This window comes from Novosphingobium sediminis (assembly GCF_007991615.1).
GTDB classification, from domain to species: domain Bacteria; phylum Pseudomonadota; class Alphaproteobacteria; order Sphingomonadales; family Sphingomonadaceae; genus Novosphingobium; species Novosphingobium sediminis.
Window position 1 is genome coordinate 127,738 of sequence record NZ_BJYR01000012.1, and the last position, 22,213, is coordinate 149,950.

Consider the following 22,213-nt stretch of genomic DNA (forward strand, 5'->3'; position numbering starts at 1 on the left):
CCCCAGTCAGCTCGCGGTAAAGCCCCCATCCACCACCACTTCAGAGCCGGTCATGAAGGCGGCACGGTCTGAGGCGAGGAAGGCGACGGCGTCGGCCACGTTGTTGGGCACGCCGAAGTGGCCCAGCGGGTGCAGGTTGGAGAAATTGGCGCGGGTGTCGTTTTCGCCGGTCCCTGTTGCGGCGGCGAACTGGGAGACGAGATCGCGGCCCATGTCGGTTTCGATGATGCCGGGGTGGACCGAATTGCAGCGGATGCGAAGCGGTGCAACTTCCATCGCAACGCCCTTGGTGAACAGGCGGACCGCGCCCTTGCTGGCGTTGTAGCAGCTGACCAGCGCGGTGCCGACCAGCCCTGCGACCGAGGAAAGATTGATGATCGAGGCGCCGCCGGCCCACTGGTGCGCGCGCTCCGCCATCAGCGGAACGGCGTGCTTGCAGCCGAGGAACACGCCTTCGACGTTGACGCTGTGGAGGCGGCGCCAATCCTCGAGCGTGGTTTCGGTGAGCGGTTTGGCGATGAACAGCCCGGCGTTGTTGACCAGAATGTCGAGCCCGCCAGCCTCATCGCGGGCGAAAGCCATCGTGTCGATCCAGCTTTGCTCGTCCGTCACATCGTGCGCGCGGGCAAGGCCGCCAAGCTGCTCTGCCAGATCGACAGGCGCGGCCAGATCGGTAACGATGACCCGCGCGCCAAGCGCTGCGAGGGCGCGGGCCGAGGCCTCGCCAATGCCGCGCGAGGCGCCGGTAACAAGGGCAATGCGGCCGGCAAGTTCAGTCATGGGCATGTCTCTCCATCGGTTCTGTTTGGCGGTATCCTAGCGCCGATTTTGCGGATGGCCATTGCGCAGAATTCATGGCGCCCATCAGTAAACGCGGTGCGCCGATCAGGCGCCTTCTACTGGCCGCCGCACCAGCATGACGGCGATGCCGATGGCGAGGCAGGACAGGCCGAGGACCGCAAAGAAGGTCGTGATGCCGGACGCCACGATCACCGCGCCCATGCCCGATCCGGCGACCGCTCCGATGCGGCCAAGCGAGAGAGTGACGCCCACGCCCTGCGCGCGGATCGTGGCGGGGAAGGCGTTCACCGCGAGCGAGAACAGCATGACCTGAAGCCCCGACATGAAAACGCCCGCTGCGGCGAAGCCAAGCACGACGAACGAGGTCGGATGCAGGCCGCCGGTGAGCATCTGGCCGACGGCGAAAGCGCAGGCGGTGCCGAGGCCGGCCATGGCCAGCACCGGCCAGCGCGGGCCGAACCGGTCGATCAGCAGGGCCCCGATCAGCGCGCCGACGATCCCGCCGAGATTGAACGCGCCGGCGCCGAGCGAGGATACGGCCAGATCGTAACCCAGCGCGGCGAGCATGGTCGGGCCCCAGTTGAACACGAGGTAGTTGCCCAGGAGGCCGAACAGGAACGCGGCCGACAGCGCGATGGTATCGCGCAGCAGCGGCGGCCGGAACAGTACCCGCACGCCGCCTCCGCCTGCGGCGATCAGCGGTTGATCGATCGTGAAGTGGTCGGGCAGATCAAGGCCCGATGCGCGCAGCACGCGTTCAAGCTCGGCGCGGCGGTGGGGGCGATGCACGAGGATGCGCGGCGATTCCGGCAGAAGTGCTATCAGCGCAGCGGTGACGCCCAAGGTCAGGCCCCCGGCGGTAAGGAACAGCACGCGCCAGCCATAAGTAGGCAGCAGCCACGCCGACAGCGCGCCGCCGACGAGCCCGCCCAGCACGACCGCCAGCATGCTGATCGAGACGGAGAGACTGCGCCGCCGCGCCGGTGAAAATTCGGATACGAGCGCGGTCGCATTGGGCAGCGCCGCGCCCAGCGCGAGCGTAGAAAGGAAGCGGCAACCGGCAAGCATCGGCAGGTTGTCGGCCAGCGCGGAGGCAGCTGTGGTCAGGCCGAACAGGCCCACCGCGCTGATCAGCGTAGGCCGCCGCCCGGCGCGGTCTCCCAGCCAGCCGCCGATGCCGCTGCCGATCGACATGATGAGGAGGCCAGCAACCACCACCGGCACGAAGCTTTCGCGCGGCAGGCCCCATTCGCGCATCAGCGCGGGCATCGCAAAGCCGAGGATCTGGTTGTCCAGCCCATCGAGCAGGATCGCCGCGGTACAGAGCGCAAGCACCCACTTCTGGTACGTGCTCCAGCGGCCCTCGTCGATCAGGCGATCCATATCGATGCGCGGAAGATCCGCTTCATCCTCGCTGAACTGGGCCAAGCATGTCCTCCGTGATGAATGCCGGGGCATTCGCGTTGCTCTTATGAACAGGGTGGGGCCAAGTTGCCAATGGGCAGATCTGGGGTTTCCGGTTGCTCGCCCCGGAAAGGGATCAGGGCCGGTTCGCGTCGATGAAGCCGTCGATGAGGTTGCTTGCGCGGAGCCGCTCGTCGAGGCTCTCATTCAAGCTGGCGCACTGCGCGAGACTGTTCAGCCATGCCTGGTTTGCAGCAGCGGTGGCGCGGGTGCGGAGGAGGGCTTCGCGCGCGCCGATAAGCTCAAAGCGGAACGGCTGGCCGGACGGTAGCTGCGCAAGGCGGTCGATGTCGGCGCTGATGACGGTGGCGATCTTGGGGTAGCCGCTGGTCGTCTGGTGGTCTGCCAGCAGCACGGTGAGGCTGCCGTCGCCGTCGGTCTGCAGACAGCCGCGCAAAGCGGGTTCACTCGGCATCGAGATCGAGGTGGGGACGAGCGGCGGGCCACCAAGTACGCGGCCCATCCGGTCGAAACGTGCGGAGGCGGTGAAGCTGGTCTGCGCCAGATGCGCGAGCGCTTCGGCCGGGAAATGGCGATCCTGCGGGCCGAGCACAGCAGCGATGGCCGACGAGGCTTCTGGCGGCGGCGCAAGGGTGTAGGGCTCCAGCGGGCGCGCATTGGCAAAATCGAACGCGGCGCCTGCTGCAACGATGCCGCCGCCCAGCCCGGACGGGCCATGGGTTGCGCTGCTGCCGAGCCAGAGCGGCGGCTTGTGGCTCCCCGCGAAGGCGAGGTAGGCCCAGTTTCCGGCCCCGGCGCGCACGCGCAGGCGCTGGCCTGCGTGCAGCGTCCCCTGCCGCCACGCCGCCGCCGTGTCGCCATCGATATCGGCAAGGAACCCGCCGCCGCACAGTACGAAGCCGATTTCGCCTTCCTGGCAAAGGACCGTGCAGCCGCCGTGCGAGATTTCGAACGCCCAGCCTTCGGGCGCGGCGGTGAGGGCCATCGCGGCGGCGAAGGCGAGGCGGTCGACCGGGCCGGAAGGCGGCACGCCGAAGCGCATCACGCCGGTGCGGCCGCGATCCTGGACCGTGGTGAGCGGGCCGGCCGCCTCGATGATGATCCGTGCCTGCATGGATCAAGGCACCCGTTCGAAGCGGATCACGTCGCCCGGATCGAACAGGAAGGGCTGCGCGCGGGCGGGATCGAGGATCACTTGCGCGGTGTGGCCGATCACCCACCAACCGGTCGGCATCGGCAGGGTGGTGATAAGGCACTGCGCGCCGGCGATGATGACGCTGCCGACGGGATGGCCCCGCTCGGCACGAGGCTTGCGCGGCAATTGCAGGGCGGGTGGCACGCCGCCAAGATAGGCGTAGCCCGGTCCGAAGCCGTACATGAACACGCGGTATTCGCCCGAAAGGTGCTGGGCGATGACCTCTTCGCGCGTCAGGCCGGTTGCTGCCGCGACGGCTGCGAGATCGGGCGCGCATTCGGCTTCATAGCGGACGGGGATCACGTGTTCGCGCGGGGGCCGCGTATCACTTGAGGCGGTATCGAGCAGGGCAAGGGCGTGGGCGGCAATCGCTTCGCCGTCCGTTACCAGCGGATCGAACACGATCATCAGCGAGACATAGGCGGGCACTGTCTCGATCATGCCGACCGGCGGCCGTGCTGCAAGCGCGCGATCCAGCGCGATGACGCGCTCGTTGGTTGCGATGCTGATCCCGCCGCCGAAATCGATGAGGACGGCCGTCTCGCCGATGGGCCGGACGGCTGGCATGGGGGGCATCAGCGCAGGAAGGGCGCGATCGTGACGCTGCGCCCGGCGAGTGCGACGCGGATCGCCCGGGCCATGACGACTGCGTGGGGATCATCGCCATGGACGCAGATCGAATGGCCGGCGAGCTTGACCGGATCGCCGCCAACCGTCGGCATCATGCCGGTTTCGAGCCATGTAAGCAGGCGGGCGGCGGCGGCGCCATAGTCGTCGATCATTGCGCCGGGCTGGCCGCGCGGCACGAGATTGCCGGCGGGCGTGTAGCCGCGGTCGGCATAGAGCTCGCTGAATACGCCAACGCCGGCATCGCCCGCCACCTGCTCCAGCACGGTGCCCGAGATGGCGAGGATCGCGAGCTTGCCGTCGATCGCGCGAACGGCGCGGACAATGGCTTGAGCAACGGCGCTGTCTTCACTGGCCACGTTGGCGAGCGCGCCGTGGGGCTTGACGTAGGACACCTTGGTCCCGGCCAGCGCGGCAATGGCGATGAGCGCGCCGGTCTGCGCGGCGACAAAGCGCTCCACCTCGGGCGCGGGGATGGGGAGGCGGCGGCGGCCGAAGCCTTCCTTGTCGGGGTAGCTGGGGTGCGCGCCGACGGTGATGCCGCGCTCGCGCGCCCACGTCAGCGTGCGGAACATCGTTTCGGGGTCGCTGGCATGGCCGCCGCAGGCCACGTTGGCGCTGGTGACGATATCGAGCATGGCCTTGTCATCGCCCATCACCCACGGGCCATAGCCTTCGCCAAGGTCGGAATTGAGATCGATGGTGCGGATCGTGAGGGCGGGCATTGGCGGCTTTCCGGGCGGCTGGAATGAGGTGAGCCCGGAAGACATAAGCAATGCCGCCGCGGTTGTCGCGCCTTGCGGTGCATTTGCGATGCGGACAGGTCAGGCGGGGCGGGGCCTTGCGGCGGGGCTGGGACGGTGGGGAGTGGACGTTTCAACTTTTCGTTTTCGTCATTCCCGCGAAGGCGGGAATCCAGTTCCAACGTTTCAGCTTGAACCTGCTTATCGTTCCGGAGCGCCAAGCTGCTCTGGATTCCCGCCTTCGCGGGAATGACGAGGGTCAGGGCATGTATTGGTGGGAAGCGGACGTTGATGATGAGGTGCCGCTGACTGCCCGGAGATTGTGCCAAGCGGATGCTGGCAATACGTTCAATCATGGGGCAGTGGCAACCGCTCGAACTTCTGCCGCATCTGCCTGTTTCTGATAGCATTACGATCTACGTCGCACCCAAAATCCATTAGAAAGTGAGCATCATATTGAGGGCCGAACCAACGAATATACATCGCACCTTGGTCAGTAGTCCATAATTTGGGTGGGCACTCAGCTTTTACGAAACGCACTGCGCTCTCATCCCTATACGGCTCAGCCTTCGCGCGGTAAACCTCTAGGCTGTCTACAAATTCTGTAAACTGATCATGCGTTATATGAACCGTTCCGGTCTTTCCATTTGGATAAGGTTTGCTTAGCCTATAGTTGACGACTCCTGCAGAGTTTATCGAGACATCGATCGATGACCAGCCAGACCGTCGCATCTCGACCCGCTCAATTTCAGGACGTTGTGCATTGCGGCACCCCGCAACAATTAGCACCGCCCACAAAGCAATAGATGCGCGCATAAGAGCACGATGGTCGAGAAGGGCAATGTCTGCAAGTGAGCGAAAGCTGCCCTTCGAACCTGTTCGCGTAACCTCCGCCTGACGCGGGGCTCCATACCCCTCCACCACCACCTGCGGTGGCGGTCCCCCTCCCCATTTGTGCTTCGCAAAAATGGGGAGGGTATGGCTGCGCCCTCTAGGCGGCCGGGTCCTTGTGCAGCCATTCGGCGTGGCGCGGGGCGCGCTTGGTGCGGCTCCATTCCTCGAGCATGACGGGGGCGAGGGTTTCCAATTCGGCATATTGCGCCGCCGTGCCGATATTGCAGGCGAGTTCGAGCCGGTGCCCGTTTGGATCGAAGAAATAGATCGAGCGGAAAATGCCGTGGTAGGTCGGCCCGAGCACGTCGATGCCTTCCGCTTCCAGGTGCGCCTTGGCGGCGTGGAGCGCGGCTTCGTCGGCCACTTCGAAGGCTAGGTGCTGGACCCAGGCGGGGGTATTCGGGTCCTTGCCCATTTCCGGCTGGTTCGGCAGCTCGAAGAAGGCGAGGACATTGCCGCCGCCGCAATCGAGGAATACGTGCATGTAGGGGTCATGCTCGCCGGTGGAGGGCACGGTGTCCTCGGCAAAGGCGGTGGTGTAGCGCATGCCCATCACGCGCTCGTACCAGGCGACCGTTTCCTTGGCGTCGCGGCACCGATAGGCGACGTGGTGTATGCGCTGGATTTGGGGGATCATGCGGCGGTCTCCACGTTCAGCACGCCGCGGCGCATCTGGTCGCGCTCCATCGACTGGAACAGTGCGGTGAAGTTGCCCTCGCCGAAGCCTTCGTCCTTCTTGCGCTGGATGAATTCGAAGAACACCGGGCCGATCTGTGTTTCTGAAAAGATCTGCAGGAGCAGGCGCGGATCGCCCGCTTCGATCGAGCCATCGAGCAGGATGCCGCGCTTCTGCAGTTCGTCCACCGGCTCGCCGTGGCCGGGGAGGCGCTCCGCCAGCATCTCGTAGTAGGTCGCGGGAGGGGCGGTCATGAACGGGGTGCCGAGCGCCTTGAGGCGGTCCCACGCGCCGAGGAGGTCGTCGCAGGCGAACGCGATGTGCTGGATGCCCTCGCCGTTGTAGGCGCGCAGGAATTCCTCGATCTGGCCGCCGCCGGCTTTCGCCTCTTCGTTCAGGGGGATGCGGATCTTGCCATCGGGCGCGGTCATCGCGCGGCTGGTGAGGCCGGTGTATTCGCCCTTGATGTCGAAATAGCGGATCTCGCGGAAATTGAAGATGCGCTCGTAGAAGGCGGCCCAGTGCGCCATGCGGCCGCCGTAGACGTTGTGGGTGAGGTGGTCGATCGTGTGGAAGCCCGCGCCTTTCGGCTGGCGGTCGACGCCCGGCAGGTAGACGAAATCGATGTCGTAGATCGAGAGATCGCCCATGGGCGAGCCTTCGTAGCGGTCTATCAGGTAGATGATCGCGCCGCCGATGCCGCGGATGGCGGGGAGGCTGAGTTCCATCGGGCCGGTGCGCACTTCGACCGGCTCGGCGCCGCGTTCGAGGGCGACGCGGTAGGCTTCGGCGGCGTTGCGCACGCGCCAGCCCATGCCGCAGGCGGAAGGGCCATGTTCAGCGGCGAACCACGCGGCGGGGCTTTTGGGTTCATAGTTGGCGATGAGGTTGATGCCGCCCTGCCGCCAGAGCTGCACCGCCTTGGAGCGGTGGTTTGCGATGTGGGTGAAGCCCATCGCAGCGAACACGGGCTCGAGCAGACCGGGCTGCGGGGCGGAGAACTCGATGAACTCGAAGCCATCGAGGCCTAGCGGGTTTTCGAACAGATCGGTCGTCTTCGCCTCGGCGTTCACCGCATTTCTCCCGTGCATTCTGAAGTGCTCGGATCATAGCAGATTCGCTGTGCGTTGTCCGCGCAAAGACAGCGGCATAACTGGCGTAGCGCGCGTCAAATACGCGTCATATCATACTACGATGCAAGTTCTGTGCGCAATACTGTAGGCAAGCCTGATCCTTGTGCGTGCTAGGCAGCCGGCCGCAGTTCGCCGTCGCTGCCGACGATGCTTTCGAGCCAATCGACGAAAGCGCGCGCGCGGCGGCTCGATTTGCGGCCAGAGGGGAACATCGCCCACACGTCGAGCGTGCTGAGGTTCCACTCGGTGAGCACCGGGCGGACCGTGCCGGCGGAAAGCTCGGGCGCGAACATGAGCCGCGAGCCCATGCCGATGCCCAGCCCGGCAAGGATGCACGAACGCATGCCCTCCGCCGCGCTGACCCGCAGCGTCGGCTGGACCGCGACTGAGACGGCGGCAGTGCCCTTGTTGAAGGACCACGCAGTCGCGCCCTCGAACTGGCTGTAGGCCACCACGCGGTGGGCGAGCAGGTCTTCCGGCGTTTTCGGTGCGCCCATGCGATCAAGATAGTCGCAGGACGCGACCAGAATCCGCTGCGAACTGCCAAGGCGCCGCGCAACGAGGCTGCTATCGGCTGGCTTGCCGAGGCGGATGGCGAGATCGACGCCCTGTTCGATGAGATCAACCCAGCGGTCATCGAGGATGAGATCGATGCTGAGATCAGGGTGCGCATCGAGGAATTCCGAGAGGCGCGGCAGCACATGGAGTGCGGCATAGGTCGGCGGGGCGGCAAGGCGCAGGCGTCCGGCGAGCGAAGTCGCCGCCTCGCGCGCGGCGGCTTCGGCCTCGTCGGCTTCATCGAGCACGATCCGCGCCCGCTCGTAGAAGCGCTGGCCTGCATCGGTGAGGTGCTGGGCGCGGGTGGTGCGGGTGAGGAGACGCACGCCGAGGTACTCCTCAAGGTTGGCGATAGCCTTGGAAACGGCCGGTTGCCCCATATTGAGCCGCCGCGCTGCGGCCGAGAAACTGCCGGTTTCGACGACCGTGGCAAACTGCTTCATTGCAACCAGGCGGTCCATGCATTCATTCCCCTTTGGAACAGATGCTATCAGAGCAGGGCTCCTACTGCCAAGCGCAGGAATTGGTCATTGTCTCCTAAGTGCCGGAAACGGCGAACGAAGCCGAGATACAGGAGACCGCCATGACCACGACGCTCAAATCCGCGCTCGAACAGTTCCGCCTCGAATTCGCCGGCAAGATCCCGCCCGAGATTGCGGCGGTGATGACGCGCGCAGACGACGAACTCGCAGCGTCCGGCATAGCGGCCCGCGCGCTCGGCGCCGGTGCGGAAGCGCCCGATTTCACGCTGAAGGGTGCGCGGGGCGAGCCCGTGACGCTGTCGAAGCTGCTCCGCGAAGGGCCGGTTGTGGTGAGCTTCTACCGCGGCGGCTGGTGCCCCTATTGCAACCTCGAACTCCGCGCGCTGCAGGCGGTGCTGCCCGAGATCACGGCGCGCGGTGCAACGCTCGTTGCGATCTCTCCGGAACTTCCCGACGAGAGCCTTTCGACCGCAGAGAAGAACGAACTCACTTTCCCGGTGCTGAGCGATGCCGGTAGCCGGGTTGCGAAAGAGTGGGGCATTGCCTTCGATCTCGCCGAGGAATTGCGTCCGATCTATGCCCGTTTCGGCCATGCGTTGCCGGATCGCAACGGTGGCAGCGAGTGGATCCTGCCGGTGCCGGCGACATTCGTCATCGCGCCCGATGGCAGGGTGCGGCTGGCCTTTGTCGATACGGACTATCGCAACCGGCTGGAGCCTGACGCCGTGCTCGCCGCGCTGGCCGGCATCACGCAGGCAGGTGCGACTCACGTTCGCCCGTAACCATGCGAGGCGGCGCGGCGGCTAGCGTGCTGCCGCTATTGCACGCCTGCCCGTCCGGCGGCTTGCCATGCGCTGCCCCGCCGGTAGAACGCTTGCTGCGCTCCTTGCGGAGCGCGCAAGGGAGACCGGGCGGGTGCGGATTATCGATATTTCGCAAAGACTTGATGCGGGTACGCCGCTATGGCCGGGAGAACCCGCGCTGGCGGTGCGCCGCCATGCCGAGATCGGCCCCGGCTGCCCGGTCAATGTGGGATCGGTTCACCTCGCACTCCATTCGGGCACCCATGCCGACGCGCCGCTTCACTATGACGCGGGCGGTGCATCCAGCGCGGAGACGGCGCTCGATCCCTATATCGGGCGCTGCGTGGTGGTGGATGTTCGCCACGCTGCGGGCGCTGCGGTCGAGACCGCCGACATCGACTGGTCGGCACTCGAAGCAGCAAAGGCGCCGCGGGTTCTGCTGCGGACCTATGACTGCTTTCCCCATGCGGCATGGGACCATGATTTCCGGGCGGTTTCGGCAGAAGTGATCCGCAGGCTGGGGGCGCTCGGTGTGGTGCTCGTCGGCACCGATGCGGCTTCGCTCGATCCCGAGACATCGAAGACCATGGACGCGCACCATGCCGTGCGCGCCGCTGACATGCGCATTCTGGAGGGTCTGGTGCTCGACGATGTGGTGCCGGGGGTCTACGAACTCATCGCGCTGCCGCTGCCGCTGGCAGGGGCAGACGCCAGCCCGGTGCGCGCGGTGCTGCGGGAGATCGCGGCATGAGCGGGTGGGATCGCGCGGCACTAGAAGCGCTCGATGGGGCCGATCCGCTGGCGGGCTTTCGCGAGCAGTTTCAGCTGCGTGAAGGGCTGATCTACCTAGACGGCAATTCGCTGGGTGCGCTGCCCCGCCGCACTCTGGCGCGGCTGGAGCAGACCATCACGCAGGAATGGGGCGAGGGGCTCATTACCTCGTGGCTGGGCGCGGACTGGATCAACGCGCCGCGCCGGGTGGGGGACAAGATCGCGCGCCTGCTTGGTGCGGAGCCGGGTGAGGTGGTCGTGGCAGATTCCACGTCGGTCAATCTGTTCAAGGCGATCACGGCGGCGCTTTCGCTGCGGCCGGAGCGAACCGTTATCCTCTCCGAAACCGGCAATTTCCCGACCGATCTCTACATGATGCAGGGCATCGCGGCATTCTCGGGCGGGCGCGTGCGGGCCGAAGCGGTGGCGGGCGATATGGTGCTCGACCGGCTCGGCGCTGATGTCGCGGTGCTGCTGCTGACGCAGGTGCACTACAAGACCGGCGCGGTGCGCGACATGGCAGAAGTGACGCGGCGCGCGCATGAGGCGGGGGCGCTGGTGATCTGGGATCTCAGCCACAGCGCGGGGGCGATCCCGGTCGACCTCAATGGCGCGGGCGCCGATTTCGCGGTGGGCTGCGGGTACAAGTTCCTCAACGGCGGACCGGGCGCGCCGGCCTATCTCTTCGCGGCGCGGCGGCATCAGGCAAAGGCCGTGCCGGTGCTGTCCGGCTGGATGGGGCATGCCGACCCCTTCGCCTTCGAGGACGCTTACCGCGCAGCCGAGGGGATCGAGCGCTTTCTCTGCGGAACGCCGCCGATTCTCGGGGTGGCCGCGCTCGAATGCGGGATCGACCTGATCGCCGAGGCAGACATGGCCGCGCTGCGGGCGAAGTCGCTGCAATTGGGCCGCGTGTTCATGGACCTCATGGACGAGCATTGCGCCGGGCTCGGCTTTGCGCTGGTAAGCCCCCGCGAGGATGCGCGGCGCGGCAGCCATGTCTCCTACGCGCACCCTGAGGGCTACGGCATGATGCAGGCGCTGAAGGAGCGCGGCGTGATCGGCGATTTCCGCGATCCCGATGTGCTGCGCTTCGGGATCACGCCGCTCTACCTGCGCCATGTCGATATGCTGGAGGCGGTCCTGCGCATCCGCGAGGTCTGCGAAACGCGCGCGTGGGACGATCCGCGCTGGGCCGTGCGGGCTGCGGTGACCTGAGGGAACCTATCACTTTCGCCTGATGAGCCCCGGCCGGGGAGGCGGCATGCTGCGCCTTGGACGAAGGGGAGATGACGGGCATGGGCGAGCTTTCCGGCAAACTGGCGATCGTGACGGGCGCCGCGCGAGGACAGGGCCGCGCGATGGCGCTGGCGCTGGCCGGGGCCGGTGCGGATGTCGCGATCTGCGATGTGGGGGAGGCGGCCATGCCGAGCGTCGGATATCCGCTCGGCGGCGCGCTTGATGCCGTGGCGCGGGAGATCGAGGCGCTGGGCGTGCGAGCGCTGTTTGCCGCCTGCGATATCCGCCGACAGGCCGAAATCGATGCCTTTATCGGCCAGCTGACGGCGGAGTTCGGGCGGATCGACATTCTGGTCAACAATGCCGGCATTCTTACCGGCAACATGCCGATGCACCTGCTCGACGACGAGACGTTCGAGACGACCATTGCGGTCAACCTCACCGGCAGCTGGCGGATGAGCCGGGCCGTGGTGCCGGTGATGATCGCGGGCGGCAAGGGCGGGCGGATCATCAACATCGCCTCGGTTGCGGGGATGATCGGCACGCCGGGCTTCGGCCACTACTGCGCGACGAAGCACGGGCTTGTCGGCGTGACCAAGACGATGGCGGCAGAACTCGGCGCCTATGGCATCACCGTCAATGCGGTGTGCCCGGGCTTCCTGCCGACGCCGATGGTCGAGCACACCGCCAGTGAAATCGCTGCGCGGGCGGGGCTGACGCAGGAGCAGGTCTATGAGCAGTATCTCAGCGTCGCGCATGTGAAGGAGCCGATCAAGCCTGAGCAGACTGCGGCTTCGGTGCTCTATCTGGCGAGCGAGGCGGCGCGCGTGGTGACGGGATCGAACCTCGTGATCGATGCCGGTTGGTCCGCCACCTGATGGCCCTTGCGCGGCGCGGGAGCGTGCCGCAAGACGCATGTGAAATAAAAACGGAGGGATGCCCGAATGACGGCCTATGTTGTGTTCATCAAGGATGGCGTGAACGATCAGGCGGAGCTTGATCAGTATAACGCCAAGGCGGGGGCTTCGATTGCCGGCCATCCGCTGAAGCCGCTGGCGTTCTATGGCCCCAACGAAACGTGGGAAGGGCCGACCGCGGAAGGTCTCGTGATTATCGAGTTCCCCGATATCGCCGCGGCAAAGGCATGGTACAACAGCCCCGCCTATCAGGAGGCCAAGGTGCACCGCCTGAAGGGTGCGAGCTACCGCGTGATGGTGACCGAAGGAGTCGGCTGAAAGCAGCCCGCAAGGCCCGCTTGCAACTTGGGGGCGTTACGGCATGATGGCGTAATGGCCTCCGCCCAGCACACTATTTCGCACCGCTCGATGCTGATTGCGGGCTTTTCGACTGTGGTCGAGTGGTACGATTTCACGCTTTACATCTATGTCGCGACCATCATCTCGCGTGTGATGTTCGGCGGCGGCGAAGGCTCGCTGGCAGCAGTGCTGGCGGGCTTTGCCATTTCCTATCTGATGCGGCCGCTGGGCGCGCTCGCCATGGGCCATTATGGCGATCGGCATGGGCGGCGCAGCGCCATGCTGCTCTCGATGGCGGTGATGACGGCGGCGATGCTCGGCTGCGCATTGCTGCCCACTCATGCGCAGATCGGCCCGGCGGCGGGCTTCCTGCTGCTGGCGCTGCGCTGCGTGATGGCCTTTGCGGTCGGCGGTGAATACACCGGAGTGGTGGCCTACCTGATCGAAGGCGCGGGGCCGAACCGGCGCGGCCTCATCACCAGCTGCGCTTCGGCGGCGAGCGAGATTGGCGCGCTATTGGCGGTCGGCGTCGCGGCGCTGACGACCTGGGCCTTGCCCGCAGAAACGCTCGATGCCTGGGGCTGGCGCATTCCCTTCTTCGTCGGTGCGGCGCTTGCGGGGGGCGTGCTGCTGGCGCGCGCCTCGATGGACGAATCTCCTGAGTTCGAACGCCACCGTGCAGCCGGAACAGTGCCCAAGGCTCCGCTGCGCCACGCGTTGCAGCACGAGCGTATCGGCATCATCCGCGGGTTCTCGATCTCGGCACTGGGATCGATCAGTTACTACGTCGGCATCACCTATGTGCCCGCCTTCCTCGCCTCGGTCGGCGCGGTGGGCGAGGGGACGGCCCTGACGCTGTCGACCGTGGCGGCATTCGTCGTCATCGCGGTGACGCCGCTGGTCGGCGCACTGTCTGACCAGATCGGGCGGCGACCGGTGCTCATCGGCATTGCCCTTGCCTGCGCGGCGGGGCCGATCACGCTGTTTGCCTTGATGGCGCATGGCGGTATCTGGCCGGCGCTGTTTGGCGCTGTGCTGCTGGCCGCGTTGGGCGGGGCGTGGAGCGCGGTGGGGGCTGTCGCGACCGCCGAGCAGTTTTCGGGGCAGGCGCGGCTTTCCGGTCTCGCGCTGGGCGTGACAAGCGCGACTGCGGTTTTCGGCGGGCTGACGCCGCTGGTGGCGCAGATGCTGCTGGAGGGCACGCACTGGCCCGCGGTTCCCGGCGCAATGATCGCGGTCGTCGCGCTGGCGATCCTGCCGGTGCTCTGGCGCATTCCCGAAACGGCACCACGCCAAAGCTGGACAGCCGAACCACAGCCGATATAGTTCGCTTACCTAACAATAAGCGGAGAAGGTGAATGGCGAGCGGGGCGGTGCAGGATATCGAAGATACCGCTCGCGAGGCTCCGGCCCTGATCCGCTACCTCGACGAAGGCGATTTTGTCACCCGCCGCTACGTGAGTCAGGGTGCCGAGATGAACACCGGCGAGTACCGCGACCATCCCGTGAAGGTGCGCGACGGGATGCCGCTACGCGATCATTTCAGCCTCGATGTGCACGGTTTCGTGATCGCCAAACATGCCACCGCGATTGCCGATTTTCATGACAAGGCGGCGGTCGATGCCGGATACCAGCGCGAAGTCGAGGCGCTGGTCGCCCTGCTGACGGGTGCCGACAGGGTGGCGACGCAGGGCTGGATGATCCGCACCTCCGGCGATCTTTCGGCCCGGGCGCAGGAGAAAGTGGCGGGCTATGTCCACGCAGGCGGAATCCAGCCCCCGGCCGGTGAGGCCCATGTCGATTACAACGAACTGACCGGCCAGCGGGCGGCGGCACGGGTCTACGCGCAGGCGTTTCCCGATGGTCCGGGCTACCGGCGCTATATCTGCTTCTCGCTGTGGCGCACCTTTTCGCCGGGGCCGCAGGATTGGCCGCTGGCGGTTTGTGACGGGCGTACCGTCAGCGATGCGGAGACCGCGTCCAACACGCTGTTCGTGGTCGATGAATTCCCGGTGGGCGATGCGCTCACTGCGCCGGTTGAGGGCGAGGACCAGATGATCGCGGCAACGATCTTCCGCTACCGGCCGCAGCACCGCTGGTGGTATTTCTCCAACATGGCGGCGGACGACGTGCTGCTGTTCAAGTTCCAGGACAGCGACCACTCCGTCACATGGCGCTGCCCGCACACCGCTTTCCACGATACGAGCCTGCCCGATGCCCGGGTGCGCGAAAGCATCGAAGTGCGCGGGGTAGCGTTCTTCGAATAGCTCAGGCGAGTGCGGCAAGGCCGCTGAGCACTAGCGCGACAAGCTGGGCCTGACCGCTGGTGCCGGTCTTGGCATAGAGCCGCTTCGAATAGTTCCGCGCGGTTTCCGGGGTCAGGCCGAGGCGGGTGCCGGCTTCAAGGATCGTTTCCCCTTGCGCGACGCCGATGGCAAGCGCGGCCTCTCGCAGGGACAGGCCGTGGATATCGGCGAGCACTTGCGCGGCATGTGGGCCAAAGGCTTGCGGGGCACGGCGCACAATGCCGATCACGGCTATCGCTTCGAACCCCGGCGGCGCTGGCCGCAGCAGGAGGAAGCGCTCGCCGACCGGGAGCAGGCGTCGTTCTTCCGGTGCGGCTCCTGCCAGCGCCGTGCAGGCGGTTTCCAGCGCGCGAGCGGTTTCGGGCATGATCTGCAGGCGGCGCAGCGGTCCGGGGTCTGCGGCAAACGTAAGTTGGCGCTCAGCTTCAGGATCGGCGGCAAGCACTTGCGCGGAAGCGGTCAGCGCGATTTCGCCGGTGCCGAGCAGCGCCAGGGTGCTTTCGGCCATCGCAGCCCGCAGTTCGCTGCGGCCCAATGCAGCGCGGACGGCAAGAGCGGCGCCAAGGTGCGGGGCAAGGGCGGCGAGGAGTGCGCTGTCCGCTGCGCCGAGATCCTCGCGCTCGCGGGTGAGGAGTAGCCATGCCTCGCCGCCTCCCGGGGTGCCGACGCGCACCGCGCGCGCGTGGTTGATCCGCATTGCGCCGAGCGCGGCGCGCTGGGCAGCAAGGGTGGGCTGGGCATCGAAATCGAGCATTTCGCCCAGCGTGTAGACGCGGTCCCTGCGCATCACCTTGCCGGGAAACAGGCCAAGCGCGGCAAGGAGCGACAGATCGAGCGGGGGATCGCTTGCGGCACGGGCGGCATCTGCACGTACGGTCAACAACGGTGCCGTCTCACCGGTCGGTGCGAGGGCCAGCGCCGCGCGCCGCGCGCCGGTGCGCTGAAGCAGATTGCCGAGAAAGCGCTGCCATGGCGGGTCTTCCAGCAGACCCTCCATCAGGGGGAGATAAAGCTCGCGTTGATCGGACGAAAGGAATGCCATGGCGGTGTGCTCCCATATGGGAGCTTTGTGCTGGCCCGCAAGAGGCCATCTGCACTGACGCAATTCCTGTTACGCGAGAACTGACGTGTCCGATCCTGTTTCGAAGTCGACGCTCACGCACATCCAGCGGCTTGAGGCCGAGGCGATCCACATCATGCGCGAAGTGGTGGCCGAGGCGACCAATCCGGTAATGCTGTACTCCGTGGGCAAGGATAGCGCGGTAATGCTGCACCTCGCGCGCAAGGCGTTCTATCCCAGCCCGCCGCCGTTCCCGCTGCTCCATGTGGACACCACCTGGAAGTTCCAGGCGATGTACGAACTGCGCGAGCGGATGGCGAAGGAGAGCGGCATGGAACTGCTCGTCTACCAGAACCCGGAAGCCGCCGAGCGCGGGATCAATCCGTTTGATCACGGCGCACTCCACACCGACATGTGGAAGACCGAAGGGCTCAAGCAGGCGCTCGACAAGTATGGCTTCGACGCCGCTTTCGGTGGCGCGCGGCGCGATGAGGAGAAGAGCCGCGCCAAGGAGCGCATCTTTAGCTTCCGCACCGCCAGCCATGGCTGGGACCCCAAGAACCAGCGCCCGGAGTTGTGGAACATCTACAATGCCCGCAAAAACAAGGGCGAGAGCATCCGCGTGTTCCCGATCTCGAACTGGACCGAGCTCGATATCTGGCAGTACATCCGCCTCAACGATGTGCCCATCGTGCCGCTCTATTTCGCGGCCAAGCGCCCGACGTTCGAGTGGGAAGGTGGCCTGTTCATGGCCGACGACTTGCCGCGGCTCGAGAAGGTGCTGGGCTATCGCCCTGAAATCACCGAGCGTTCGATCCGCTTCCGCACGCTCGGCTGCTTCCCGCTGACAGGCGCGGTGGAGAGCGAGGCGACGACGCTCGATGAAGTGATCCAGGAAACGCTGCTGACGACGACGAGCGAGCGGCAGGGCCGCGTCATCGACAAGGACGCCGGGGGCGCCGGCATGGAAGTCAAGAAGCAGCAGGGGTATTTCTGATGTCCAGCAGCGACGTGATCTATCAGACCGAGGCGCTGATTGCCGAGGACATCGCGGCCTACCTCGACGTGCACGAGCACAAGTCGATGCTGCGCTTCATCACCTGCGGCAGCGTGGATGATGGAAAATCGACGCTGATCGGGCGCTTGCTCTATGATTCGAAGATGATCTTCGAGGATCAGCTCGCAGCGCTCGAAACCGACAGCAAGAAGGTCGGCACGCAGGGCGGCGAGATCGACTTCGCTCTGCTGGTCGACGGGCTTGCGGCAGAACGCGAGCAGGGCATCACCATCGACGTCGCCTACCGCTTCTTCAGCACCGAGAAGCGCAAGTTCATCGTTGCCGACTGCCCGGGCCACGAGCAGTACACGCGCAACATGGTGACCGGCGCGAGTACGGCGGACCTCGCGGTGATCCTGATCGACGCGCGCAAGGGCGTGCTGACGCAGACGCGGCGGCACTCCTACCTCGCGCACCTCATCGGCATCCGCCACATCGTGCTGGCGGTGAACAAGATGGACCTGATCGGCTACGATCAGGCGCGGTATGACGCGATTGTCGCTGACTACTCTGCGTTTGCCGCGAGCATCGGGATCGAGGCGTTCACCGCGATGCCGATCTCGGGCTTCAAGGGCGACAACATCACCGCGCTCAGCGAGAACACCCCGTGGTATTCCGGCCCGACGCTGATGGGTCATCTGGAATCCGTCGAAGTGAACACCGCAGCCGAGGCGGCGGGCGTTTTCCGCATGCCGGTTCAGTGGGTGAACCGCCCGAACCTCGATTTCCGGGGCTTCTCGGGCCTCATTGCCAACGGCACCGTGCGCAAGGGCGATCACGTGCGCGTGCTGCCTTCGGGCAAGACCAGCACCGTGACGCGGATCGTGACGCTGGACGGCGATCTGGAGGAAGCGGTGGCCGGCCAATCGATCACGCTCTGCCTCGCGGACGAAATCGATTGCTCGCGCGGCGATGTCCTCGCCGCCGCCGATGCACCGCCGCAGGTGGCCGATCAGTTCGAGACGAGCCTCGTGTGGATGGCCGATGAGCCGCTCGTGCCCGGCCGCGCCTATTGGCTCAAGCTCGCCAGCCAGACCGTTTCGGTCACCGTCTCGCAGCCCAAGTGCACCATCAATGTCAACACGATGGAGCGCCTTGCCGCCAAGACGCTTGAACTCAATGCGATTGGCGTTGCGGAAATCACCACGGACCGTCCTATCGTGTTCGAGCCCTATGGCGAAAGCCGCACGCTCGGCGGGTTCATCCTGATCGACAAAATCAGCAACGCAACCGTTGCGGCGGGCATGCTCAATTTCAGCCTGCGCCGCGCGCAGAATGTGCACTGGCAGGCGCTCGATGTGACGCGTGAAGCACATGCGCGGCTCAAGGGCCAGAGCCCGGCGGTGCTGTGGTTCACGGGCCTGTCTGGCTCGGGCAAGTCGACCATTGCCAATCTCGTCGAGAAGAAGCTCCACGCGCTCGGCAAGCACACGTTCCTGCTCGATGGCGACAACGTGCGCCACGGGCTCAACAAGGACCTCGGCTTCACCGAGGCCGACCGCATCGAGAACATCCGCCGCGTGGGCGAGGTGGCGCGCCTGATGACCGATGCAGGGCTCATCGTGCTGACCGCCTTCATCAGCCCGTTCCGCGCCGAGCGGGATATCGTCCGCGCGATGCTGCCCGAAGACGAGTTCTTCGAGGTATTCATCGATACGCCGCTTGAGGAAGCCGAGCGGCGCGACGTTAAGGGGCTCTACAAGAAGGCCCGGAGCGGAGCGCTCAAGAACTTCACCGGGATCGACAGCCCCTACGAAGCACCGGAAAACCCCGAGATCCGCGTGGACACGATGCGCGAAACCCCCGAAGAGGCGGCTGAGCGGATTGTGGCGCTGATTATCGGCGACTGGATGCCGATCATCTGACGAGTACAGGGGCCCAAGGGACGAGCCGATGGACGATATCGAACTGGCGCGGCATCTGGCTGCGGGCGCCGCGCGGATCCTCATGGAACTGCGCAGCGCCGGCACGCATGAAGGCAAGGCACTTGGTGCGGAAGGCGATCTTCGCGCCAATGCGTGGCTGATGGCCGAAGTCGCGGCGCATCGGCCGGAGGATGGCGTCCTTTCCGAAGAGACGCAGGACACGCTCGAACGCCTCGCAAAATCGCGCGTGTGGATCATCGATCCGCTCGATGGCACGCGCGAATATGGCGAGGGTCGCAGCGACTGGGCGGTGCATGTCGGGCTGGCGGTGGACGGCGTTGCCACGCTGGGCGCGGTGGCGCTCCCGGGGCTTGATATCGTGCTCGATAGCGGTGCGCCGCAGCCCTTGCCGCCGATGGCACAGACCCCGCGCCTGCTGGTGAGCCGGACCCGGCCGGCGCATGAAGCGGTCGAGGTGGCGAAGATGCTCGGCGGCGAACTGGTGCCGATGGGTTCGGCCGGGGCCAAGGCCATGGCGGTCGTCCGCGGGGAAGCGGAAATCTACCTTCATTCGGGCGGGCAGTACGAGTGGGACAACTGCGCGCCGGTTGCCGTAGCTGCAGCCGCGGGCCTCCACGTGTCGCGCATTGATGGCTCGCCGCTCGTCTACAACAACCGCGATACCTACTTGCCTGACCTCCTCATTTGCCGCCAGGAATGGGCCGAACGAGTCCTTGGTGCCGTTACGGCAATCGAGGCTTGACCGTCTTTGGGTTTGCGGACACGGGTTGCAACCGATGATCGATCCTCGCCAGTTCCGTGACGTGCTCGGTGCCTACCCCACCGGCGTATGCGTAATCACCGCGCTCTCCGAATCGGGTGAGCGCTTCGGCCTTGTTGTCGGCTCGTTCACGTCGATCTCGCTCGATCCCGCGCTGGTCGGCTTTTTCCCCGACAAGCGCTCCGGCACGTGGCCGAAGATCGAGGCGACGGGCCGCTTCTGCGTCAATGTGCTGGGCGCCGATCAGCTTTCGCTGTGCCGCCGTTTTGCCGCGCGGGCGGAAGACAAGTTTGCAGAGCTTGCGCATAGCCTCAGCCCGGCGGGCCTGCCGGTGCTCGACAATGCGATCGCGTGGATCGACTGCACGATCGAGCGCGTGACCGAAGTGGGCGATCACTGGCTGGTTGTCGGCGCGGTCGAAGCGCTCGGCAAGGAAGGCGCGGGCAACCCGCTGCTGTTCTTCCGCGGCCAGTACCACGATCTCGCGCTGCTGGTGGATTGATCCGGCAAGTCTACCGACTGGTAGAAAATTTTGTAGTTCGGGTTCCAGTTTGATTTCGGTCAAGGATCGTACCCGCCGCGCCTGCCAGAAGGATGGGGCGCGGAAGGACCGGCTGTCATTCCCCCTTCCGCCGATTTCTCCCCGACTTTGGGCGGCGAGCACCCCTCGCCGCCCTCTTTTCGTTATGTTTTTTGGCAGGCTAGACGGATGCGTGATTGCCGCAGACCTTTCCGGCTGGTAGAACCGGAACGGATGAGCGCCTGTGACACTTGCATAGTCCGCAATCGGGCGATTTGCGCCGGTCTCGAACACCCCGAGATTACGGCACTCAGCGCTATGGGCCGTCGCCGCTCCGTTTCTGCCGGTGAGCCGCTGATCTGGGAGGACGACGACTCGCTCCTCGTCGCCAACGTGATCGAAGGCGTTCTCAAGCTCACCACAAGCACTGCCGATGGCCGCGAACAGATCGTCGGCGTGGCCTACCCGTCGGATTTCATCGGCCGCCCCTTTGGCCAGACGAGCGCCGCCAGCGTCGTCGCGCTCACCGATGCGCGGGTCTGCGTGTTCGCACGCAACGATTTCGACCGCTTCGCGCGCGAACATCCGGAATTGGAGCACAAGCTGCTCGAACGCACGCTGGCCGAGCTCGACCGTACCCGCGCGTGGATGATGCCGCTGGGCCGCAAGAGCGCGCCGGAAAAGATCGCAACCTTCCTGCTCGATATGTCTGAACGCCTCGCCGACAATGGCTGCATGGCGCACACGGGGCCGGCGCGGAACTTCACGCTGCCATTCTCGCGGCAGCAGGTGGCAGATCTCCTTGGCCTGACCATCGAGACTGTCAGCCGCCAGTTTACCAAGCTCAAGGCCGATGGTGTCGTTGCGCTGCCAGGTCGGCGCGATGTCGAGATACTCGACCGGAGCGCGCTGGAAATGCTCGCGGGCTAAGCCGTGGCCGCCTCGTGCCGGCGGCACCATCCACTGATAAGCGGCAAGTAGCGCTCGGGCGCATCGCGCAGGATCGCATGCGCGGCACCTGAAATCGTGCGGTACTGTGCACCAGACACCCTGCGGGCAAAGCCCGCGACGGTGGCGGGGCGCGCTTCGTCATGTTCTCCCGCAACGAACAGCGTGCGGCGGCCATCGAGCCGGGCCAGCAGCGGTTCGCCATCATAATCGCGCAAAGTGCCGGTGGCGCGAAATTCGACCGGGCCCCACATTCCGTTGTAGACAGCTTCGCCGGCGTTTGGCGGCATTGTCTTGCGATAGTCGGCGATGCGTGGATCGCCCGGCGTGCGCCAGACGTGGCGGATCAGATAGGCTTCGTCCGCCGCAACGCACTGATCGGAACTGGGACGAACGGCGCCCTCGCAGGCATCGAGGGTGGCGCGCCACTGTGCGGGAAGTTCCCGGCGCAGCACATTGGCATCGGCGATCCAGCTGCGGGTCGACACGAGCGGCGACTGGATGATGAGGCCAGCCAGCGCGGCGGGGCGGCGCGCGCCATATTCCAGCGCGAGCGTGCCGCCCCAGCTGCCGCCGCCGAGGTGCCAGCGCTCGACGCCAAGCGCGCGGCGAACCGCGTCGATCTCGTCGACAAAACGCTCCACCCGCCAGTTGCGCGGATCGGCGGGCGCGTCCGAGCGGCCGCTGTCGAGCTGGTCGTAGAGTATGATCGCTCGCTCTTCGGCAAGCGCTGTCAGCGCCAGAAGCCCGGCGTGGCCACTGCCCGGGCCGCCGTGGAGGTAGACGAGCGGAAGGCGCGGGCCAGAAAGGTCACCGTTGATGCGGACGTAAAGCCGCCCGCCTTCGACCGGGACCATGAGTTCACGATCGGGCTTGAGCTGCAAGGGCAGGGCAGGGCGGGTTTCTGCACCCGCGGCAATCGTGGGCGCCACAAGCGCGGCCAGGCCGGAGCCGATGAGGGCTCGGCGGGTCAAGAGCGGGGCGGGAAGCTGCATTCCATGCATAGAGCCGGGGATGCGGCGTGATGCAAGAGCGGTCACCCTGAAGCGCATCAACGCTGAACGCATCGACGG

Annotated in this window: 22 protein-coding genes; 12 read left to right on the forward strand and 10 right to left on the reverse strand. The window is 65.9% G+C overall.

What is annotated here, in order from left to right; translation table 11 throughout:
• Window positions 1-6 precede the first annotated feature (6 nt).
• The 8 genes from NSE01_RS09035 to NSE01_RS09070 form a co-directional block, all read right to left on the reverse strand.
• The gene (locus tag NSE01_RS09035; protein ID WP_147159264.1) at window positions 7-780 is read right to left on the reverse strand and encodes an SDR family NAD(P)-dependent oxidoreductase; all 774 of its coding nucleotides are present in this window, start codon (window positions 778-780) and stop codon (window positions 7-9) included.
• Between the two features lie 105 nt (window positions 781-885).
• Window positions 886-2,229, reverse strand: coding sequence for an MFS transporter (locus NSE01_RS09040; protein ID WP_170233800.1), 1,344 nt, complete (start codon window positions 2,227-2,229; stop codon window positions 886-888).
• A gap of 112 nt (window positions 2,230-2,341) precedes the next feature.
• Complete coding sequence (locus NSE01_RS09045; RefSeq protein WP_147159266.1) at window positions 2,342-3,340, reverse strand: 5-oxoprolinase subunit C family protein; 999 nt, start codon at window positions 3,338-3,340, stop codon at window positions 2,342-2,344.
• Between the two features lie 3 nt (window positions 3,341-3,343).
• Window positions 3,344-3,988: a 5-oxoprolinase subunit B family protein gene (locus NSE01_RS09050; RefSeq protein WP_218033257.1), complete on the reverse strand. Its 645-nt coding sequence runs from the start codon at window positions 3,986-3,988 to the stop codon at window positions 3,344-3,346.
• 8 nt (window positions 3,989-3,996) lie between these two features.
• Window positions 3,997-4,773 (reverse strand): LamB/YcsF family protein, encoded by a 777-nt coding sequence (locus NSE01_RS09055; RefSeq protein ID WP_218033258.1) that lies wholly within the window; start codon window positions 4,771-4,773, stop codon window positions 3,997-3,999.
• A 1,009-nt stretch (window positions 4,774-5,782) separates the two neighbouring features.
• The gene (locus NSE01_RS09060) at window positions 5,783-6,322 is read right to left on the reverse strand and encodes a VOC family protein (protein ID WP_147159268.1); all 540 of its coding nucleotides are present in this window, start codon (window positions 6,320-6,322) and stop codon (window positions 5,783-5,785) included.
• Entirely contained in the window at window positions 6,319-7,434 is a 1,116-nt protein-coding gene (hppD, locus tag NSE01_RS09065; protein WP_246135126.1) for a 4-hydroxyphenylpyruvate dioxygenase, read from the reverse strand. The genes NSE01_RS09060 and hppD overlap by 4 nt, the downstream gene beginning before the upstream one ends.
• Window positions 7,435-7,604: 170 nt before the next feature.
• Window positions 7,605-8,513, reverse strand: a complete 909-nt coding sequence (locus NSE01_RS09070) for a LysR family transcriptional regulator (protein ID WP_147159270.1) — start codon at window positions 8,511-8,513, stop codon at window positions 7,605-7,607.
• Between the two features lie 122 nt (window positions 8,514-8,635).
• Between NSE01_RS09070 and NSE01_RS09075 the strand changes: the two genes are divergently transcribed.
• The 7 genes from NSE01_RS09075 (at window position 8,636) to NSE01_RS09105 (ending at window position 14,870) form a co-directional block, all read left to right on the forward strand.
• Window positions 8,636-9,316: a peroxiredoxin-like family protein gene (locus NSE01_RS09075; RefSeq protein ID WP_147159271.1), complete on the forward strand. Its 681-nt coding sequence runs from the start codon at window positions 8,636-8,638 to the stop codon at window positions 9,314-9,316.
• A 133-nt stretch (window positions 9,317-9,449) separates the two neighbouring features.
• Window positions 9,450-10,088, forward strand: coding sequence for an arylformamidase (gene kynB, locus NSE01_RS09080; RefSeq protein ID WP_246135127.1), 639 nt, complete (start codon window positions 9,450-9,452; stop codon window positions 10,086-10,088).
• Window positions 10,085-11,326, forward strand: a complete 1,242-nt coding sequence (gene kynU / locus NSE01_RS09085; protein ID WP_147159273.1) for a kynureninase — start codon at window positions 10,085-10,087, stop codon at window positions 11,324-11,326. Before kynB ends, kynU begins: the two co-directional genes overlap by 4 nt.
• A gap of 80 nt (window positions 11,327-11,406) precedes the next feature.
• Window positions 11,407-12,225: an SDR family oxidoreductase gene (locus NSE01_RS09090; protein WP_170233801.1), complete on the forward strand. Its 819-nt coding sequence runs from the start codon at window positions 11,407-11,409 to the stop codon at window positions 12,223-12,225.
• Window positions 12,226-12,291: 66 nt separating this feature from the next.
• Window positions 12,292-12,582: a DUF1330 domain-containing protein gene (locus NSE01_RS09095; protein ID WP_147159275.1), complete on the forward strand. Its 291-nt coding sequence runs from the start codon at window positions 12,292-12,294 to the stop codon at window positions 12,580-12,582.
• Window positions 12,583-12,636: 54 nt separating this feature from the next.
• Window positions 12,637-13,929 (forward strand): MFS transporter, encoded by a 1,293-nt coding sequence (locus NSE01_RS09100; protein WP_246135128.1) that lies wholly within the window; start codon window positions 12,637-12,639, stop codon window positions 13,927-13,929.
• 32 nt (window positions 13,930-13,961) lie between these two features.
• Window positions 13,962-14,870: a CmcJ/NvfI family oxidoreductase gene (locus NSE01_RS09105; RefSeq protein ID WP_147159276.1), complete on the forward strand. Its 909-nt coding sequence runs from the start codon at window positions 13,962-13,964 to the stop codon at window positions 14,868-14,870.
• Between the two features lies 1 nt (window position 14,871).
• Here the strand turns inward: NSE01_RS09105 and NSE01_RS09110 are convergent, their stop codons facing one another.
• Window positions 14,872-15,951, reverse strand: a complete 1,080-nt coding sequence (locus NSE01_RS09110; protein ID WP_147159277.1) for a helix-turn-helix transcriptional regulator — start codon at window positions 15,949-15,951, stop codon at window positions 14,872-14,874.
• Between the two features lie 85 nt (window positions 15,952-16,036).
• Here NSE01_RS09110 and cysD point away from each other — a divergent pair, with 85 nt between their 5' ends.
• The 5 genes from cysD (at window position 16,037) to NSE01_RS09135 (ending at window position 21,122) form a co-directional block, all read left to right on the forward strand.
• Window positions 16,037-16,966, forward strand: coding sequence for a sulfate adenylyltransferase subunit CysD (gene cysD / locus NSE01_RS09115; protein ID WP_147159278.1), 930 nt, complete (start codon window positions 16,037-16,039; stop codon window positions 16,964-16,966).
• Window positions 16,966-18,891 (forward strand): sulfate adenylyltransferase subunit CysN, encoded by a 1,926-nt coding sequence (cysN, locus tag NSE01_RS09120; protein WP_147159279.1) that lies wholly within the window; start codon window positions 16,966-16,968, stop codon window positions 18,889-18,891. Before cysD ends, cysN begins: the two co-directional genes overlap by 1 nt.
• Before the next feature lie 28 nt (window positions 18,892-18,919).
• Window positions 18,920-19,654 carry a 3'(2'),5'-bisphosphate nucleotidase CysQ gene (locus tag NSE01_RS09125; RefSeq protein WP_147159280.1) on the forward strand — a complete coding sequence of 245 codons (735 nt, stop codon included), beginning with the start codon at window positions 18,920-18,922 and terminating at the stop codon, window positions 19,652-19,654.
• A gap of 34 nt (window positions 19,655-19,688) precedes the next feature.
• A complete protein-coding gene (locus NSE01_RS09130; protein ID WP_147159281.1) occupies window positions 19,689-20,174 on the forward strand; it encodes a flavin reductase family protein in 486 nt (161 codons plus the stop codon).
• A gap of 252 nt (window positions 20,175-20,426) precedes the next feature.
• Entirely contained in the window at window positions 20,427-21,122 is a 696-nt protein-coding gene (locus tag NSE01_RS09135; protein WP_147159282.1) for a Crp/Fnr family transcriptional regulator, read from the forward strand.
• Here the strand turns inward: NSE01_RS09135 and NSE01_RS09140 are convergent.
• Entirely contained in the window at window positions 21,119-22,114 is a 996-nt protein-coding gene (locus NSE01_RS09140; protein ID WP_246135129.1) for a proline iminopeptidase-family hydrolase, read from the reverse strand. The genes NSE01_RS09135 and NSE01_RS09140 overlap by 4 nt on opposite strands.
• Window positions 22,115-22,213: the final 99 nt, after the last annotated feature.